The organism is Methylobacterium sp. Leaf456 (genome assembly GCF_001425465.1).
In the GTDB taxonomy this organism is placed as follows: Bacteria; Pseudomonadota; Alphaproteobacteria; order Rhizobiales; family Beijerinckiaceae; genus Methylobacterium.
The window spans coordinates 222,834-239,855 of record NZ_LMQV01000043.1 but is presented as its reverse complement, the minus strand read 5'-3'; the positions used below and the strand labels follow the sequence as shown (position 1 = coordinate 239,855).

Here is a 17,022-nt window from a genome sequence, read left to right as displayed (position 1 = left end):
ACTCCAAGGCTCAAGCCATTGCTGAACCAACGAAACGCTCTCGAAAAAAGTTGACTGAGAGGACTTTGGAGGAGGCTTGCGTAGGACCCCGAGGTTCAACCCATTGATCTCATTGGGCTTCTAGCCGCGAGAGCACCCGAGCGACCTGATTAGCGGACCATTGTCCACCCCTTGAGGCTTCAATCCCTCGTTCGTTCAACCCAGCGGCAAGCTTCCGAAGCGAATCGGCTCCACCCTCGCGAAGCTCACGGATTACCCCGGCCAAATCCTCAGCCCGGCCTTGGGCCATGTCGTCCCGCACCCGCTTGCTGATCTCCCGGCCCTGCTCACCGACCGCTGTGAGATTGCCCCGGTCCCCGCCGAGTTTCTGACCTCTGGCCTTGGCAGCTGCCAGAGCCCGCTTGGTTCGCTCTCCGATCATCTTCCGTTCGGCTTGGGCCACGACCGCCATGATGTGGATCGTAAGCTCGTTCGCATCGGGCATATCCGCAGCCACGAACCTCAGCCCCATCCGCTGCAACTCGGCCTCAAGGTTGAAGAGGAACCCCGCGTCCCTGGACAGCCTGTCGAGCTTCGCAATCACCAGCGTCGCCTTGTGGACCCGGCAGAGCTTCAACGCCTCGGTCAGCTTCGGCTGAGAAGCGGCGTGGAAAAAGAACCCGGCTGAAGGGCTGATCGGCGTCCAATTGGGACCCACCCCCCGGCAGCTCACGTCATGCTCCCATCCAGTCCAGNTGAGAAGCGGCGTGGAAAAAGAACCCGGCTGAAGGGCTGATCGGCGTCCAATTGGGACCCACCCCCCGGCAGCTCACGTCATGCTCCCATCCAGTCCAGGACAGGGAGCCAGCCGGGGATGTTGATCGTGGAGACCATCGCCAAAATCCGGCGGCTCTTCCGCAACGAGCACAAGAGCATCCGCGAGATCTCGCGGGAGCTGCGCCTGTCACGCAAGGTCGTGCGCAAGGCGTTACGCTCGGACAAGACCGCCTTCGCCTACAAGCGCCAGCATCAGCCGCGGCCGCAGCTCGACGGCCATCTGCCTCGCCTCGACGCTCTGCTCGCCGAGCAACTGGCCAAGCCCAAGCGGGAACGACTGAGCTACGTGCGCCTGTTCGAAGGGCTGCGAGTGGAAGGGTATACCGGCGGCTACGATGCGGTGCGCCGCTATGCTCAGCAGTTCTTCGCAGAGCGGGCTGCCACGGCTCAGGGCGTGTTCGTGCCGCTCGCCTTTGCCCCCGGCGAGGCCTACCAGTTCGACTGGAGCCACGAGAGCGTGCGACTGGCCGGCACGACCGTGCAGGTAAAGGTCGCCCACATCCGGCTCTGCCACAGCCGGTTCTTTCTGGTGCGTGCTTACCCGCGCGAGACGCAGGAGATGGTCTTCGACGCTCACGAGCAGGCCTTCCGCCTCTTCGGCGGCTCCTGCCGGCGCGGCATCTACGACAACATGAGGACGGCCGTGGCGACGATCTTCGCCGGCCGTCAGCGCACCTTCAACCGCCGCTTCCTCCAGATGTGCTCGCACCATCTCGTCGAGCCGACCGCCTGCAATCCCTGTGCGGGTTGGGAGAAGGGGCAGGTCGAGAACCAAGTGCGCACCGCCCGCGGACGCTTCTTCAAGCCGATCCTGCGCTTCGAGACGCTGGCCGACCTCAACCGCTGGCTCGAACATCGCTGTCGGGATTGGGCAGCCACGGTGCCTCATCCTGTCCAAAGGCATCGCACGGTGCACGACGTGTTCGAGGCCGAGGAGCGCCCGGCGCTGATCCCCTACCGTGGAGCCTTCGACGGCTTCCACGAGGTCGATGTTGCCGCCTCACGCACCTGCCTCGTGCGCTACGACCACAATCGCTACTCAGTGGCCGCACGAGCTGCCGGTCGGCGCGTGCAACTGCGTGCCTATGCCGAACGCATCCTCGTCTTCCTCAACGGTGAGCCGATTGCCAACCACGGGCGCCGCTTCGGACGCAATGAGACCATCTACGATCCCTGGCACTATCTGCCCGTGCTGGCTCGCAAGCCCGGCGCTCTAAGGAACGGCGAACCGTTCCGCGACTGGGATCTGCCGACGGGCCTCGCCGAGATCCGCGAGCGGCTGAAGGCCCACACCGACGGTGACCGCCAGTTCGTCGAGATCCTCTCGGCCGTGCCGGGCGCCGGTCTGGATGCTGTCGAGGCCGCCTGCCRTGCGGCCCTGTCCATGCGCCTCTTCAGCGCCGACACCGTGCTCAACCTGCTGGCACGTGCGAACGAGCCGGATCTGCCGGCTCCCGTGCTCACGCCCGCCTCCCTGACGCTCGACTTGGAGCCGCTGGCCGATTGCGCCCGCTACGACAGCCTACGCATGTTGGAGGTGCTGTGATGGAGCGCCATACCGTCCTCGACCTCATGGTCAAGCTGAAGCTGCGCGGGATGCGCGCGGCCTACGACGAGGTGATCACCCAGGCCGGCAAACGTGGACACGCACCCGAACGGGTGATCGGCGAGTTGCTCGCCGCGCAGCTGGCCGATGTGGAGAGCCGGGCGACGGCCTACCGGATGGGCAACGCCAAGTTCCCGGTGATGAAAACGCTCGCCGAGTTCGACCTTGCGGCCTCACCGGTGAATGCCGCGGTCGTGCGTGACCTGCACCAGGGCAACTTCCTGACCGACAGCCGCAACGCGGTGCTCATCGGCGGCACCGGATCGGGCAAGACGCATCTGGCCATCGCCATCGGGGCCAACTGCGTGCGTGAGCGCGAAGCACGTGTTCGCTTCTTCAACACGGTCGACCTCGTCAACCAACTGGAGGTGGAAGCTCGCGCGGGCAAGGCGGGCCGGCTCGCCTCGCAGCTGTCGCGGACCGATCTCGTGATCCTGGACGAGCTTGGCTACCTGCCGTTCCCGCGCGCGGGCGGTCAGATGCTGTTCCATCTGATCAGCCGGCTCTACGAGCGCACCTCGGTGATCGTGACGACCAACCTGCCGTTTGCCGAGTGGCCGAGCGTCTTCGGCGACGCGAAGATGACCACGGCTTTGCTCGACCGGCTGACGCACCACTGCGACATTCTGGAGACCGGCAACGCCAGCTGGCGGCTGAAGACGCGCTCCTGAGGAAGCCGGCCGCGGCACGCCGCGGCCGGAGGGGGCGGCAGGCTGAAGACGAGATCGACGCCGCTGCGCTCACCCTGACCGGCTCCGCGACGTCGATCTCTGCGTTGGAGCCTTCAAACCCTTCCGGCAGGTGGGTCCTTTTTGGACGCCGATCCTGGGTCCCGATTGGACGCCGATTGACANTCCGCGACGTCGATCTCTGCGTTGGAGCCTTCAAACCCTTCCGGCAGGTGGGTCCTTTTTGGACGCCGATCCTGGGTCCCGATTGGACGCCGATTGACACTTCGGCCTATCGTTCCTGCTCCCGCTCTCGACCTCGACCACCTCAGCGACCAGCTTCCAGTTCCCCCCGTTCAGGTAGCTGCTGACGGCCTCCCGCTGCGCTTCAAGCCCAAGCCCGGAGCGCCCCTGCCTCTCGGTGGATACCCGGAGGTACGAGACAAACTGCCCCTGAGCCATTGCTTGCCACTCCCGTCACGTCAGTCACTACGTTCGTTGCTACATACGTAACAGACCCCTTCGACACTCTCAACCAGTATATCGGCAGCAGACCCAGAATGTCCCTGAATGTCACCCATCCCGCCGAACGCACACAGTATGTAATTTCTGAGCGAGGCACGTCATCAGCTTCGACTAGCCATCAGCATCGACACGACAGAGATAAGGTTCGGCAGTGGGTTAAGCCGTAGGAGTCCCAGTCGCGGGTCCCTCCTAACGATGATTTACCAGAAGGACCCACCCACCCCCACTTTCAAATTCCGGCTAAAGGTCGATTGTTGTCGTTAGACCAAGCATCGTGTGGAGTTGCTATGGGATGCCAGCTACCATTACATGCCAGTAATTGGCTTGACGCCAATATATCAACCGCAGTAGGACGCACTTGTTCCGACCAATAGGGGCTTTCGGTGCCACACCTGGATTTCGACGTGCTTGTGACAATGACCAGTGGCCTGCTGACCCTGACGGGCACCACTGAGCAAGGCTTGGCATATCTTCGGTCACGGACTGAGGGCGAGAGGATCGACGGGTTGTCCCTGGTGTTCCGGGACATCGCCGAGGTAGACATCGTGTTTGCGGTTCTGGACGCCATCGGCCTTCGGACCCTGACGCTCTGAGCTTCCCCCTCGGGGGTGCTACACAGCCACCCAAATGAGTGATACAAAACCAACCTCGGGGCGAAACGTTGGTCCCAAGGCGGAGCGCTCATATATTGAGCAATAACAGTGTCTTAGGGTCGTACCAGTCGGCATATCCCCTACAAGGTTAGAAGCACCTTGGGAGCGCCAGCCGGATCAAGCACTTAGCTCGATCCAGCCAGCGCAGCACGATAATCGTTGCCGGCATTGTTGCCTCGGCGAACAAGCGACAAGCACGAATACCCTCGCTTTGATTTGACCCGCAGCCGGTTCGAAACCGGCGCTGCGGATCGACCTCGCCGATACGATCCGCGACCTCGAATGCAGAGGGCCGTTGGCTCGGCTGCCGTGCGCTCGACCATGCGTCGAGCCACCGCCGAAGGCCGGAGAGAAGACCGGTCCCAACCCCGAAGAAAGCTTCGACAGCCTCGTCGTGACGATCGCCCGAAGCCTGCGAGTCCGGTTGCGCCGCGCACCGCCCGTCGCCCGTCGCCCGTAACCGTGCTCGCGGCAGCCCCATCGTAGCCTGTCAACCGCGCCATCCTCCGACGCGCCGCGAAGAGCCTGATCGGCGACGAGGCCCGGACCGTCTTGCAGCTCCTCGACCATGGGGAGGAAGACCCGACCATGGAACCGGCGCGGCGGGCGACGGAATCCAGCGCCAAGACGGCTCCACCCACTCGATCCGGTTGCCCGAGGTGACGACGCGTGGCCGTCGCTCAGACAGGCTTCCGACCCCGGTTTGTCTGGTGCACTCCCAACCGGGCGACACGGAAAAAGCGTATCGACAAGAAAGCAAAATCTATCTCGTGCAAATTTTTCGACGATCGACCTGATCGGCTCATCAAGGGTACGGGATGTTCGAAAACCCCACGGCTCCGACTGAAACACCCAGAATGCTCCGATGCCATATGCCGGCATCAATAATCTGTTTATGACATTGATCAAACAGAAACAACTCGATCAGCGCCAAGTGTTCACCGGCGTGCGGGTGCCTCGGCTGCGAAGTGAGTCGCTCGTCGGCGAACTTGCACCTTCACCACTTCGATCGAGCAACGAGCCTTTTAAGGGTAGATAGCTCAGCGCAGACTGCAATAAGAAAGATGACTGCGTTCATGTTGGGTCGCGGCACCGGCCCCATCAAACGGACGGCGCCGCGGCGCTGCCCGCCGCCCTGTGGACGGCTGCAGGGGCACGCTCTTCCTGCGGGGGGAGGCTGGCCGGACCGGCCCTGCCGCGCTGGATCGCGCCGGGTGAGACAGCTGGCGTGGTCGATCTGGCGGGGCATCGCCGCGCCTGAACCGGAAAGCGCAGGCTCCGCCCGCGACCCAACTGGATCAGGCCGCGCCGGGCTCGCCTCACCCACGGGCGATAGAAGCGTAGCAATGATCGCTGCGGAGGCTTGAAAACCCATCAGAGGACATACATCGAACGAATTAGTCTGATTTTTGAGACCTTACCTGCGGAATTATTCATATTTTACATTATATATTTAGGATATATTGTTAATCCGCAGAAGATCACTCACTTAAGGACAATCCAGACCTCGAACTCAGCGTGCCGCGCCAAGCGGCCCGCATCGTCATGAATGCAGTCGTCAGAAGCCGAAACCAGTCTGCATGTTGGCGTACCGCGCATGCTTTCGGTGATCCTATCGCGGTCGCACCTCATTCTGCGCGGCTTCGTCCTGGTCGAGGGACGTACCCCGCAGGAACTCCGCTTCGCTCGTCGTCCGGACGTTCGCCCGTGTTTGACGGTCCGATCATGATCAAGGCGCCGCAGGCCGGCCTTTCAAATCGATCCCCGTCGCCCGGATCGGTGCCACCGCGCCCAACGCCGTCGCGGCGCTGAGCGCCCCGTGACGCGGGCCCCCGAGCATCTCGATCACGCGGTTTGCCGCGCCCGCACCCTGCTGATTTCCGGAGTTTGAGTGCCATGTCGCGCGATGTTTCGATCACCGCCTCCGACGACAAGACGCAACGCCTCACGAACGGGGCCGATCCGAACCTCGCCCACGATGCGGGCGGAACAGCCGACGATGTCCAGATCACCCCTTGCGGAGATCGAAGGGCTGACCGACGCGACGATCCGCCCGCAGGCCGCGCGCGATCTGAGCGGAGCCAGCCCCGTCACCCTGTCGGCCAGCGGCTGACCCTGCAGGCGGGACGCACCATCCTCCTCGAACCGGGCGGAAGCCTTCAGGCGGACGGCACCATCCGACTCGATGCGGGGTTCTCGGGGATTCCGGACCACGATCCGGCGGGCACCTTAAAGCCTGTCCGGCTCGCTCACTTCGACGGGCGGCGACGTGGAACTCGCGGCGGGATCGGGGGACTCCGCACTCACGATCAGCATCGCGACCGCGACCGGCTTGACGATCGGCACGAGCGGCACTGCGTTGGTGTCCGGCGTGGGGTCGGGCGCGGGCGGGCCGACGCGGAACGGCTCCGGCACGACCGTCCTCTCGGCCTCCGACACCTATATCGGAGCGACCACCGTCAACGCCGGACCCCTCGTCCTCAGGGACTCCTCCTCCGGTATCTCCGGGAGTGAGGTCGTCCATGTGGCCGCCGGTGCGACCTTCGACGCGAGCCGGCTCGGGGAGGAGGCGAGCGCCCCCTCAAGGGCCTATCCGGTGCCGGCACTGTCGTCACGACGACGTACGACGAAGTGGATGTCCGAAGGGGCAGGCCGCGGAACGGCTCGAAGGCCGGCAACGAAATCGTGATGGCGGTGGTTAGCCGCCATGCTCAAGCGTTGGTGCGGGAGCACGAGGAGCGTCGCCCATGTCCGTCACGACCATTCTGCTGATCCTGCTCATCCTCATCGCGTTCGGCGGAGGCGGCTTCCTCGGAGGAGGCGCCTATCGCGGCCCCGGTTTCGGACTGGGCGGCATCCTGCTCATCATCCTGATCGTGCTGCTGGTGACGGGCCGGATCTGAGGGCGTCGCGCGGTCTGCCGGCCTGACGAAGGGCCTCCCGCGCGTTCCGCGAGAGGCCCCGCCAAGCCGGATCGGAGCTTGGTCGAAGTCCATGACGCCGAACGTGCGGGACCGGCTCTCGTCGCCGATCGTCGCCGCAGGCGCGGCCATGCCCGTCGAACAGGTGTCGGCGCCCGGAAGTCCGGCCTGGACGCGATCTTGCTATAGCTGAGCCCGATCCTGCACGACGGATCGATCGCCGCTCTGAGAGTGCCTCACACAACGCCCGTTCGCCGCCGGCTCTTCGTTCGGGCTCGACGACGCAGCGGGAGTTTTGTGAGAGACACTGAGACGCCACAGCGCCGGGCTCGCTCATGGACCTCGACACCATCACCGCCGTGCTGGCGCCGCGCGGATCGGACGACATCCCCGAGTGGCGCGAAGGCGATGCGTGGCTCGCGGGCGGGACGTGGCTGTTTTCGCAGCCGCAGCCCGGGCTGACCCGGCTGATCGACCTCGCCGGCCTCGGCTGGCCGGCGATCGAGCGGGACGCGGAAACCTTGAGCCTGTCGGCGACCTGTACCATCGCCGAACTCGACCGGCACGAATGGCCGGCCGCCTGGATCGCTGCGCCGTTGGTCGGGCAATGCTGCCGGGCGCTGCTCGGCTCGTTCAAGATCTGGAACCGGGCGACGGTGGGGGGCAACCTCTGCATGGCGCTGCCGGCCGGGCCGATGATCGCGCTCACCGCCGCCCTCGACGGTTCCTGCGTGATCCGGGGGCCCGACGGAGCCGAGCGGCGCCTCTCCGTGCTCGACTTCGTGCTCGGGCCGCAAGAGACGGCTTTGCGGAGCGGCGAAATCCTGCGGCGGATCGCGATGCCGGCCGCGGCGCTCAGGCGGCGCACGGCGTTCCGGCGGATTTCACTGTCGCCGAACGGCCGCTCCGGCGCCCTGACGATCGGCACGCGCGACGCCGAGGGTTTTGCCCTCACGGTCACCGCCTCGACGCCGCGGCCCTGCCAGTTGCGCTTCCCCGGCGTGCCGGAGGCGGCGGAACTGCAGGCGGCGCTTCACGCCGCCATCCCGGACGACGGCTGGTACGACGACGTGCACGGGGCGCCGGATTGGCGCGCCCACGTCACCGGCCTCCTCGCGGAAGAGATCAGGCAGGAGCTTTCGCTGTGAGGCTGACGGTCAACGGGCAGGCGCAGGACGCCACGGTCCGGCCGGGGCAGTGCCTGCGCACGCTCTTACGCGATCTCGGCTGGTTCGGGGTCAAGAAGGGCTGCGACGCGGGCGATTGCGGCGCCTGCACGGTTCATCTCGACGGCGAGCCGATCCATTCCTGCCTGCTGCCGGCCCACCGGGCGGAGGGGCACAGCATCACCACCATCGAGGGGCTGGCCGGCCCCTGCGCACCGGGCTCCACCCCGCCCGACCAGCTGCACCCGATGCAGGCGGGCTTCGTCGCGGCGCAGGGCTTCCAGTGCGGCTTCTGCACGCCGGGCATGATCATGACGGCCGCCGCCCTCGACCAGGGCCAGCGGCAGGACCTTGCCACCGCGCTGAAGGGCAATCTCTGCCGCTGCACCGGCTACCGGGCGATCCGCGACGCGGTGGCCGGGATCGGTCATGCCGCGGCCGCAGACGCGCACGAGCCGGTCGGATGCAGCCTGCCCGCGCCCGCGAGCCTCGGCATCGTCTCGGGGCGGACCGCCTACACCCTCGACCGCGCGATGCCGGGCCTGTTGCATCTCAAGGTGCTGCGCTCGCCCCACGCCCATGCCGAAATTCTGAGCATCGACCGCACGGCGGCCTTGGCCGTGCCGGGCGTCGTCGCCGTGCTGACCCACGAGGATGCGCCGCAAGCGCGGTTCTCCACCGGGCGCCACGAGGACCCGCGGGACGACGCCGCCGACACGCGGGTGCTCGATCCCGTGATCCGCTTCATCGGCCAGCGCGTCGCCGCGGTGGTCGCCGAGAGCGAGGCCGCAGCGCAGGCCGGCCTGCGGGCGTTGCGCGTGGAATACCGCCTGCGCCCGGCGGTGTTCGACCCGGAGGAGGCCCTGCGGCCGGACGCGCCGCTGGTGCACGACCCGGCCGACCGCACGCCCGGTGCCGACGCACCGCCGCTCCATCCGCACCCGAACCTCGCCGCGGAGGCGCACGGCGAGGTCGGCGATGTCGAGGCGGGCTTTGCCTCGGCGCATCGGATCTACGAGGCGGAGTACGTCTCGCAGCGGGTGCAGCACGCCCATCTCGAGACCCACGCCGCCATCGGCTGGCGCGACGAGGCGGGGCGGCTGACGCTGCGCGCCTCGACCCAGGTGCCGTTCCTGACCCGCGACGCGCTCTGCGCCCTGTTCGACCTCCCGCGGGATCAAGTCCGCGTCGTCTGCGGCCGGGTCGGCGGCGGCTTCGGCGGCAAGCAGGAAATGCTGGTCGAGGATCTGGTGACGCTCGCCGTCCTCAAGACCGGGCGCCCCGTCAAATACGAGACGACGCGGACGGAAAACTTTTCCGCCGCCACCACGCGCCATCCGATGCGGGTGCGGGTGAAGATCGGCGCAGCCGCCGACGGCCGCCTCACCGCGATCTCGTTGAAGGTGCTGTCGAACACCGGCGCCTACGGCAACCATGCCGGCGGCGTGCTGCATCACGGCTGCAACGAGAGCATCGCGGCCTATGCCTGCCCCAACAAGCGGGTCGAAGGTTACGCCGCCTACACCCACACCCTGCCGGCCGGGGCGTTTCGCGGCTACGGCCTGAGCCAGGCCATTTTTGCAGTCGAATCGGCGATGGACGAGCTGGCGCGGGACCTCGGGATCGATCCGTTCGACATGCGCCGCCGCAACGCCGTGCGCCCCGGCGATCCGCTGGTCTCGACGAGCCTGGAGCCGCACGACGTGCGCTACGGCTCCTACGGGCTCGACCAGTGCCTGGACCGGGCGCAGGCCGCACTCGCCGCCGATCCCGGCGCGGCGCCGCCGGGCCCCGATTGGCTGGTGGGCCAGGGCATGGCGATGGCGATGATCGACACGGTGCCGCCGCGGGGCCACTTCGCCCATGCGGGCATCCGCCTGGAGGCCGACGGCACTTATGCCCTCTCGGTCGGCACCGCCGAGTTCGGCAACGGCACCAGCACGGTCCACGGGCAGATCGCGGCGCAGGCGCTCGGCACCACGCCCGACCGCATCCGCCTGATCCAGGCCGACACCGACGCGGTGGCCCACGACACCGGCGCCTACGGCAGCACCGGCACCGTGGTCGCCGGACAGGCGAACTTTTTGGCGAGTTCCGCGCTCGCGCAAAAGCTCCGGGAGGCGGCCGCCGAAAAGACCGGCGCCGATCCCACCGCCTGCCGCCTCACCCGCGACAGCGTCGCGACGCCCACGCGCCTCGTCCCGCTCGCCGAGTTGGCGGAGGGCGGAGCGATGGCGGCGGAGGGCCGGGCCGACGGCACGCCGCGCTCGGTCGCCTTCAACGTCCAGGCGTTTCGCGTGGCGGTGCATCCGCAGACCGGCGAGGTCCGCATCCTGAAGAGCATCCAGGCGGCGGACGCCGGCACCGTCATCAACCCGATGCAGTGCCGCGGGCAGGTCGAGGGCGGCGTCGCCCAGGCGCTCGGCGCGGCGCTCTACGAAAATCTGCGCCTGGAGCCGGACGGCAGCGTGCTGACGGCCACCTTCCGCAACTACCACATCCCGGCCTGCGCCGACGTGCCGGACACGCAGGTGATCTTCGCCGACACCCACGATTCCGTCGGGCCGCTCGGGGCCAAGTCGATGAGCGAATCGCCGTTCAACCCCGTCGCCGCCGCTCTCGGCAACGCCATCCGCGACGCCACGGGCGCGCGGCTGACCGCGACGCCGTTCGCCCCCGACCGCATCTTCCGCGCGGTGATGGACGCACAAGCCTGAGGACTTCGGCATGGACGTGAAGCGGGATCACATCGCGCCGACCGGCCTGCTGGAACGCTGGTTCCGGCTCTCCGAGCACGGCACCACGGTCCGCACCGAACTGCTCGCGGGCCTGACCACCTTCCTGACGATGGCCTACATCGTCTTCATCAACCCCAACATCCTGGCGGATGCCGGGATGCCCAAGGGCGCGGTCTTCGTCGCCACCTGCCTCGTGGCGGCACTCGGCTCGATGGTGATGGCGCTCTACGCCAACTACCCCATCGCGCTCGCGCCCGGCATGGGGCTCAACGCCTACTTCGCCTACGTCGTCGTGCTGCAGATAGGCTATACGTGGCAGGCGGCGCTCGGCGCGGTGTTCATCTCCGGCTGCCTGTTCCTCGCCGTCACGCTGACGGGCCTGCGCTCGGTGATCGTGGACGGCATCCCGCGCTCCATGCGCATCGCCATCACGGTCGGCATCGGCCTTTTTCTGGCGATCATCGCGCTCAAGAACGCGGGCGTCGTCGCGGCGAGCCCGGCGACCTTCGTCACCGTCGGCGACCTGCACAAGCCCTCGACGGTGCTCGCCGTCATCGGCTTCCTGATGGTCGCGGCACTCTCGGTGCGCAGGGTCAAGGGCGCACTGCTCGCCACCATCCTGACGATCACGGCGCTGAGCTTCGCCTTCGCCGACAACACCTTCCAGGGCGTCGTCTCTTTGCCGCCCTCGATCGCGCCGACGCTGTTCGCCCTCGACATCTCGGGCGCGCTCACGGGGGGCATCCTCAACGTCGTGCTGGTGTTCTTCCTCGTCGAATTGTTCGACGCCACCGGCACGCTGATGGGGGTCGCCAACCGCGCCGGGCTCCTGACCGAGGGCAAGATGGACCGGCTCGACCGGGCCCTGATGGCCGATTCCTCCTCGATCTTCGCCGGCGCCTTGCTCGGCACGTCGAGCACCACCGCGTATCTCGAGAGCGCGTCCGGCGTCGAGGAGGGCGGGCGCACCGGGCTCACCGCGGCGACCGTGGCCGTGCTGTTCCTCGCCTGCCTGTTCTTCGCCCCGCTCGCGGGCTCGGTGCCGGCCTACGCGACCGCGCCGGCCCTGTTCTACGTCGCCTGCCTGATGCTGCACGAGCTGGTCGATCTCGACTGGGACGACCTCACCGAGGTGATCCCGGCCTGCGTGACGGCGCTCCTGATGCCGTTCACCTATTCCATCGCCAACGGCGTGGCGTTCGGCTTCATCACCTACGCGGTGCTGAAGGGGCTCACGGGCCGCGCCCGCGAGGTGAAGCCGATCGTGTGGGTGATCGCCGCGGTGTTCCTGTTCAAGTTCGTCGAGAGCGGCGGCGCGCATTGATCCGCGTTCCGTCGGATCGGCTCCCGTCTCACGCCCCCGGCGGCAGCGGGATCGGGTAGAACCGCGCACCTGCGGCCGCAGCGAGCACTTCCACCGCGCCGACGGTCGAGGCGCAGCCGGAGGCGTGGACGGCGTCGGTGGTGCGCAAGGTCGGAACGTGGGCGGTGAGCGGGCCGGGGCGGACGTCCGGCGGGCGCTGGCGGTGGCGGTCGGCGGCGAGCGTGATGCGGGTGACGCCGGTGGCGCGCAGCCATTCCAGCGCCGGGCGCATGTAGAGATCGAGGGGATCGCGCGCGCCCGTGATGAGACAGATCTCGCGGGCGGGCTCGATGTAGCGGGCGGCCCGCGCGATCGCCCAGATGCCGGCGAACCCGGTCTCGGCCCCGACCAGCACGAGGCGCCCGCCGCCGGGCCGGTAGGTGCCGTTCCCGAGCGGGCCCTTGGCCTTCACGACGAGGCCGGGCGCCGGGACGACGCCGAACAGGGCTTCGAGATCGTCGGCGCATTCGCCGCGCAGGTGGAACACCAGTTCGTTCAGTTCGGCCCCGCCCTCGACGCTCAGCGTCGGCGCGAGCGTCACCGGGCGCCCGCCCTCGATCGTCAGGCAGACCTGATCGCCGGGCTCGAACGGCATCCGCCGCTCCAGGGCGACGACGAGTTGCATCACGCGCGGGCCGAGCGCCGTGATCGCCTCGACGCTGCCGACGCGCCGCACCAGCGCGCGGGCGGGCGCCTTGGCCGGATGGATCAGCGGGGCGGCGTCCTGCACCGCGAGAGCGGGGTTTTCCGCACGCCGGGCCCGCGCCCGGAGGCGGCGGCCCGCCGGGCCTGCCGCCTGTCCCAGCAGGAGGCCGCTGTGCAGGCCCTGCATCGGTGCGATCACGCCGTCGGCGAGCGCCGTTTCGAGGGAGGTGTCCCCCGGCGAGACCCGCAGGGTCTGGCCGTTCACCACGAGGGAGCAACGGGCGCTCATGGGAGCACGCATGGCGGGCATCCCGCTCCGGTTTCTTTGTGCAGGGAAGGGGTGAGCCGGTCCGCGGGCGGACGGATCAGAGCGTGCCGTGGATCAGGCGCCCGACCAGGGCAGCCCAGCGCTCGCGCTCGGCCCGTGCCTCGTCGCCGAGATCTTGCGCGTCCCCGAGGCCGAGGCTGGTGCGCAGGGCCTCGCTCTCGCGCCGCTCGGCGGCGAGCGCCGCCTTCATCATCAGGACTTCCATGCGAAGCCGCGCCACGTCGTCCGTCTCGGGCAGCGTGGGGGCTACCGTCGCGGCGGGCGCCGGGATCGAGGCCGCCTCGTCCGTCCGGATGACCGACAGGTGGGGTTGGGCGGCGCCGGCGATGTGGGCCCGGATCGGCCGCGCCATCAGGCGCCGCACCGCGCTGCCCCCGCTTCCCGGCTCCCTGCGTCTGTGCGCCTCGGTCATCGCTCATCCCCGGTTCGGCCGGGGCTGCACTCGAAGCACCCCGGAAACCTGAGCGTGACCATGCCGGCTTATGGTTAAGGGAGGTTTAAGCCGTTGCCGCGGTTGGGTGTATCAGGCCGCCTCGGGGGCGGCGCCGACGAGCTGGCGGGCCTGGAGCATGGTCATCGGCTCGCCGAAGGCCGCCCCTTGGGCGTAGTCGCAGCCGAGCTCCTGAAGGCCCTGCGCATCCTCCTCCGATTCCGCGCCCTCGGCGACGACGGCGAGGCCCAGTTCCTGCGCCATCCGCATGAGCGAGCGCAGCATGGCGGTGCGGCCCTGGCCCATCTGGCGCACGAAGCTCTGGTCGATCTTCAGCGTGTCGAATGGGAAGCGCTGGAGGTAGGCCAGCGCCGAGTAGCCGGTGCCGAAATCGTCGAGGCAGAGGCCCGCGCCGAGATCGTGGATGCGGGTGAGCATCTGTGCAGCGTATTCGGGGTTCTCCATCACCAGCCCCTCGCTCAGCTCCAGCTTGAGCGAGCCCGGCAGCACCCCGGTGCGGGCGATCACGGTCTTCACGTCGTGCAGGAGGTCGTGGCGCAGGAGCTGGCGCGAGGAGACGTTGACGGAGGCGAAGATCGGCGGCTCGACATCGAGCGAGCGCTGCCACGCGGCGAGTTCGAGCGCCGTGCGCTCGATGGCGAAGTTGCCCAGCGCGACGATGACGCCGATTTCTTCCGCCACCGGCAGGAAGGTCGCGGGCGGGATGCGCCCGAGCTTCGGATGGTCCCAGCGCAGCAGCGTCTCGAAGCCCGCTACGGTCCGGTCCTCCAGCCGCACGATCGGCTGGAACAGCACGCGGATCTCGTTGCGCTCCAGCGCCTTGCGGAGATCCGCCTCCAGCATCAGCCGGTCGGAGCGCTCGGTGCGCATGTTGGCGCGGAAGATCTCGATGCGGTCCCCGCCGCCGCGCTTGGCCTGGATCATCGCCATCTGCGCGCTCTTCACCACCTCGTCGCGCTTCGGCTGGCCCGCATGGCCGGGCCCGGCCTCGTGCAGGGTCACGCCGATCGAGACCGTGAGGAACACCTCGCGGTCGGCATAGGTGACGGGCGTGGCGATGGCGCGCCGGATCATCTCGGCGAAGGCGAGGATGCGGTCGGGCTCGCGCTCGGACAGCAGGATCACGGCGAACTCGTCGCCCGCCACGCGGGCCAGCGTGTCCTGCGGGCGCAGCAGGCGCCCGAGCCGGCGCGACAGGGTGAGCAGAATCGAATCGCCCGCAGACAAACCGATGGCGTCGTTGATCGCCTTGAACCGGTCGATGTCGAGCACGATCACCGCGGGCTTCAGCCGGGCGTCCTGGCTCGCGAGCGCCAAAGCCGCGTCGAGCCGGTCGTGCAGCAATTCGCGGTTCGGCAGTCCGGTGAGGCTGTCGTGCACGGCGTCGTGCAGCAGGCGCTCCTCGGCGGTCTTCAGTTCGGTCACGTCGCTGATGGTGCCGACGATGCGGATCACCTCGCCGTCGGTGCCGATCACGGGCCGGGCCTTGAGCCGGTACCACGCATAGGGGCCGGCGGCCGAACGCAGGCGGAAATCGTGGACGATGCGCCCGCGCCGCTCCTCGATCACCGTGTCGAGGGCCGCCGAGTAGCGCTCGACGTCGAAGGGATGGAGGAGCCCCAGCCAGTTGGCGGCCGGGCCTTCCAGCGCGCCGCGCTTGAGGCCGAGCTGCGCCTCGATCTCAGGGCCGGCGAAGACCCGGTCGCCCGGCACGTCCCAGTCGAACACGATGTCGCCCGCGCCCATCAGGGCCAGCGCCCGGCGCTCGGTGTCGGAGACGAGGCTGTGGCTCAAGCCCCCGCCCGCGAAGGCGTGCTGCATCACGGTGAAGCCGATCAGCATGACGATGAGTACGAGGCCGCCGATCAGCGCCGGCTGGACGAGGTCCGAGCCGATCTGGCCGGTGATGGCGAAGCCCGCCGCCACCACCCAGAACAGCAGCAGCAGCCAAGTCGGCACCAGCAGGATCGCCCGGTCGTAGCCGTTGTGGACGGCGAGATACAGGATCAGCATCAGCCCGACGCCGGCCACCGCGGCGATCGAGATGCGCGCCACGCCCGCGGCGACCGGCGGATCGAACACGGCCAGCCCGACGAGGCCGGCGAGGAAGATCAGCCAGAAGAAGGCGACGTGGCTGTAGCGCACGTGCCAGCGCGACAGGTTCAGGTAGGCGAACAGGAAGACCAGCAGCGTCGCACCGAGCACGGCTTCGGCGGAAGCCCGGTAGATCCGCTCCGCCCCCTCGGTGACGGGGAAGACGCGCTGCAGGAAGCCGAAATCGATGCAGGCGTATGCCAAAACGGCCCATGACAGCGCCGCCGCCGCGGGAAAAATGATCGCGCCCTTCACGACGAAGATGATCGTGAGGAACAGCGCCAGCAGCCCGCTGATGCCGATGATGATGCCCTTGTAGAGGGTCAGCCCCGAGGTCTTCTTGCGGTAGGCGTCCTGGTCCCAGAGGTAGACCTGCGGGATGTTGGGGCCTTTGAGCTCGGCGACGTAGGTGACCGTGGTGCCCGGATCGATGGTGATCAGGAACTGGTCGGCCTCCAGGCTCTCGTCGCGCTCGGGGCGGATGCCCTCGCTCGCGGTGATCGCGGCGATGCGCGAGCCGCCGAGATCGGGCCAGACCACGCCGGAGCCGACGAGACGGAAATGCGGGGCGACGAGCAGGCGGTCGATCTGCTCGTCGGTGTCGTTGGTGAGCGCGAACACCATCCAGTCGGGCCTGGCGCCGGGCTCGCGCGCCTTGACCGCGATGCGCCGCACGATGCCGTCCTTGCCCGGCGCGGTGGAGATCTGGATCAGGTCGCCGTCCGAGCGGTAGCGCTCGATCATCGGCGTCAGGTCCACGGCGGGCGCGTCGAGGGTGACGCGCACGGCCTCCACCGCGTGGGCGGGCGAGAGGGCCCCGAGGAGGCCGGCCACGAGGCCGGCCAGAACCGTCAGGGCCGCGAGGGCCGGGGACAGGATGCGCAACGGGCTTTTCTTGGACCGGCGGAGGCGGAGCGAGAGGACGGCGAGAGCGGTCGGCCAGAGTCGTATCGGCGGGGCCCCGCCCCCGCAAGGCGCCCGCACGACGGCGAGGGGCTCGGCCCACCGGCGATTGGCGCCCCGCTCCTTCAGCGGATCGCGCGGCTTT

13 protein-coding genes and 1 pseudogene are annotated in these 17,022 nt (G+C 68.2%); 8 read left to right on the top strand and 6 right to left on the bottom strand.

The window, feature by feature from the left end; translation table 11 throughout:
* Positions 1-109 precede the first annotated feature (109 nt).
* Positions 110-697 (bottom strand): recombinase family protein, encoded by a 588-nt coding sequence (locus tag ASG52_RS22605; protein ID WP_286159160.1) that lies wholly within the window; start codon positions 695-697, stop codon positions 110-112.
* 156 nt (positions 698-853) lie between these two features.
* Here ASG52_RS22605 and istA point away from each other — a divergent pair, with 156 nt between their 5' ends.
* Together istA and istB are read left to right on the top strand one after the other, a co-directional pair.
* On the top strand, positions 854-2,362 hold the full coding sequence (istA, locus tag ASG52_RS22600) for an IS21 family transposase (protein WP_056248135.1): 1,509 nt from the start codon (positions 854-856) through the stop codon (positions 2,360-2,362).
* Positions 2,362-3,093, top strand: a complete 732-nt coding sequence (gene istB / locus ASG52_RS22595; RefSeq protein WP_056248133.1) for an IS21-like element helper ATPase IstB — start codon at positions 2,362-2,364, stop codon at positions 3,091-3,093. The genes istA and istB overlap by 1 nt, the downstream gene beginning before the upstream one ends.
* 270 nt (positions 3,094-3,363) lie before the next feature.
* Here the strand turns inward: istB and ASG52_RS22590 are convergent.
* A pseudogene (locus ASG52_RS22590) lies at positions 3,364-3,552 on the bottom strand (recombinase family protein); the annotation flags it as partial.
* Positions 3,553-4,031: 479 nt separating this feature from the next.
* On the opposite strand from ASG52_RS22590, the gene ASG52_RS27520 reads away from it, so the two are divergent.
* On the top strand, positions 4,032-4,208 hold the full coding sequence (locus ASG52_RS27520; RefSeq protein WP_156384085.1) for a hypothetical protein: 177 nt from the start codon (positions 4,032-4,034) through the stop codon (positions 4,206-4,208).
* Positions 4,209-6,497: 2,289 nt separating this feature from the next.
* Here the strand turns inward: ASG52_RS27520 and ASG52_RS28520 are convergent.
* Entirely contained in the window at positions 6,498-6,683 is a 186-nt protein-coding gene (locus ASG52_RS28520; RefSeq protein WP_286159141.1) for a hypothetical protein, read from the bottom strand.
* On the opposite strand from ASG52_RS28520, the gene ASG52_RS28710 reads away from it, so the two are divergent.
* The 5 genes from ASG52_RS28710 (at position 6,631) to ASG52_RS22570 (ending at position 12,417) form a co-directional block, all read left to right on the top strand.
* Positions 6,631-6,957 (top strand): autotransporter-associated beta strand repeat-containing protein, encoded by a 327-nt coding sequence (locus ASG52_RS28710; protein ID WP_353612503.1) that lies wholly within the window; start codon positions 6,631-6,633, stop codon positions 6,955-6,957. The two genes, ASG52_RS28520 and ASG52_RS28710, sit on opposite strands and share 53 nt — an antisense overlap.
* Positions 6,958-7,015: 58 nt before the next feature.
* Positions 7,016-7,171 carry a DUF3309 domain-containing protein gene (locus tag ASG52_RS27515; RefSeq protein ID WP_156384084.1) on the top strand — a complete coding sequence of 52 codons (156 nt, stop codon included), beginning with the start codon at positions 7,016-7,018 and terminating at the stop codon, positions 7,169-7,171.
* Positions 7,172-7,524: 353 nt separating this feature from the next.
* Complete coding sequence (locus ASG52_RS22580) at positions 7,525-8,337, top strand: FAD binding domain-containing protein (protein WP_056248125.1); 813 nt, start codon at positions 7,525-7,527, stop codon at positions 8,335-8,337.
* Positions 8,334-11,072, top strand: coding sequence for a molybdopterin-dependent oxidoreductase (locus ASG52_RS22575; RefSeq protein ID WP_056248122.1), 2,739 nt, complete (start codon positions 8,334-8,336; stop codon positions 11,070-11,072). The genes ASG52_RS22580 and ASG52_RS22575 overlap by 4 nt, the downstream gene beginning before the upstream one ends.
* A 10-nt stretch (positions 11,073-11,082) precedes the next feature.
* A complete protein-coding gene (locus ASG52_RS22570) occupies positions 11,083-12,417 on the top strand; it encodes an NCS2 family permease (RefSeq protein WP_056248119.1) in 1,335 nt (444 codons plus the stop codon).
* A gap of 28 nt (positions 12,418-12,445) precedes the next feature.
* Here ASG52_RS22570 and ASG52_RS22565 read toward each other — a convergent pair whose 3' ends face one another.
* The 3 genes from ASG52_RS22565 to ASG52_RS22555 form a co-directional block, all read right to left on the bottom strand.
* Positions 12,446-13,402, bottom strand: a complete 957-nt coding sequence (locus tag ASG52_RS22565; protein WP_056248844.1) for a ferredoxin reductase domain-containing protein — start codon at positions 13,400-13,402, stop codon at positions 12,446-12,448.
* A gap of 64 nt (positions 13,403-13,466) precedes the next feature.
* Positions 13,467-13,841 (bottom strand): hypothetical protein, encoded by a 375-nt coding sequence (locus tag ASG52_RS22560; RefSeq protein WP_056248118.1) that lies wholly within the window; start codon positions 13,839-13,841, stop codon positions 13,467-13,469.
* A gap of 111 nt (positions 13,842-13,952) precedes the next feature.
* Complete coding sequence (locus tag ASG52_RS22555) at positions 13,953-16,859, bottom strand: EAL domain-containing protein (protein WP_056248841.1); 2,907 nt, start codon at positions 16,857-16,859, stop codon at positions 13,953-13,955.
* Positions 16,860-17,022 lie beyond the last annotated feature (163 nt).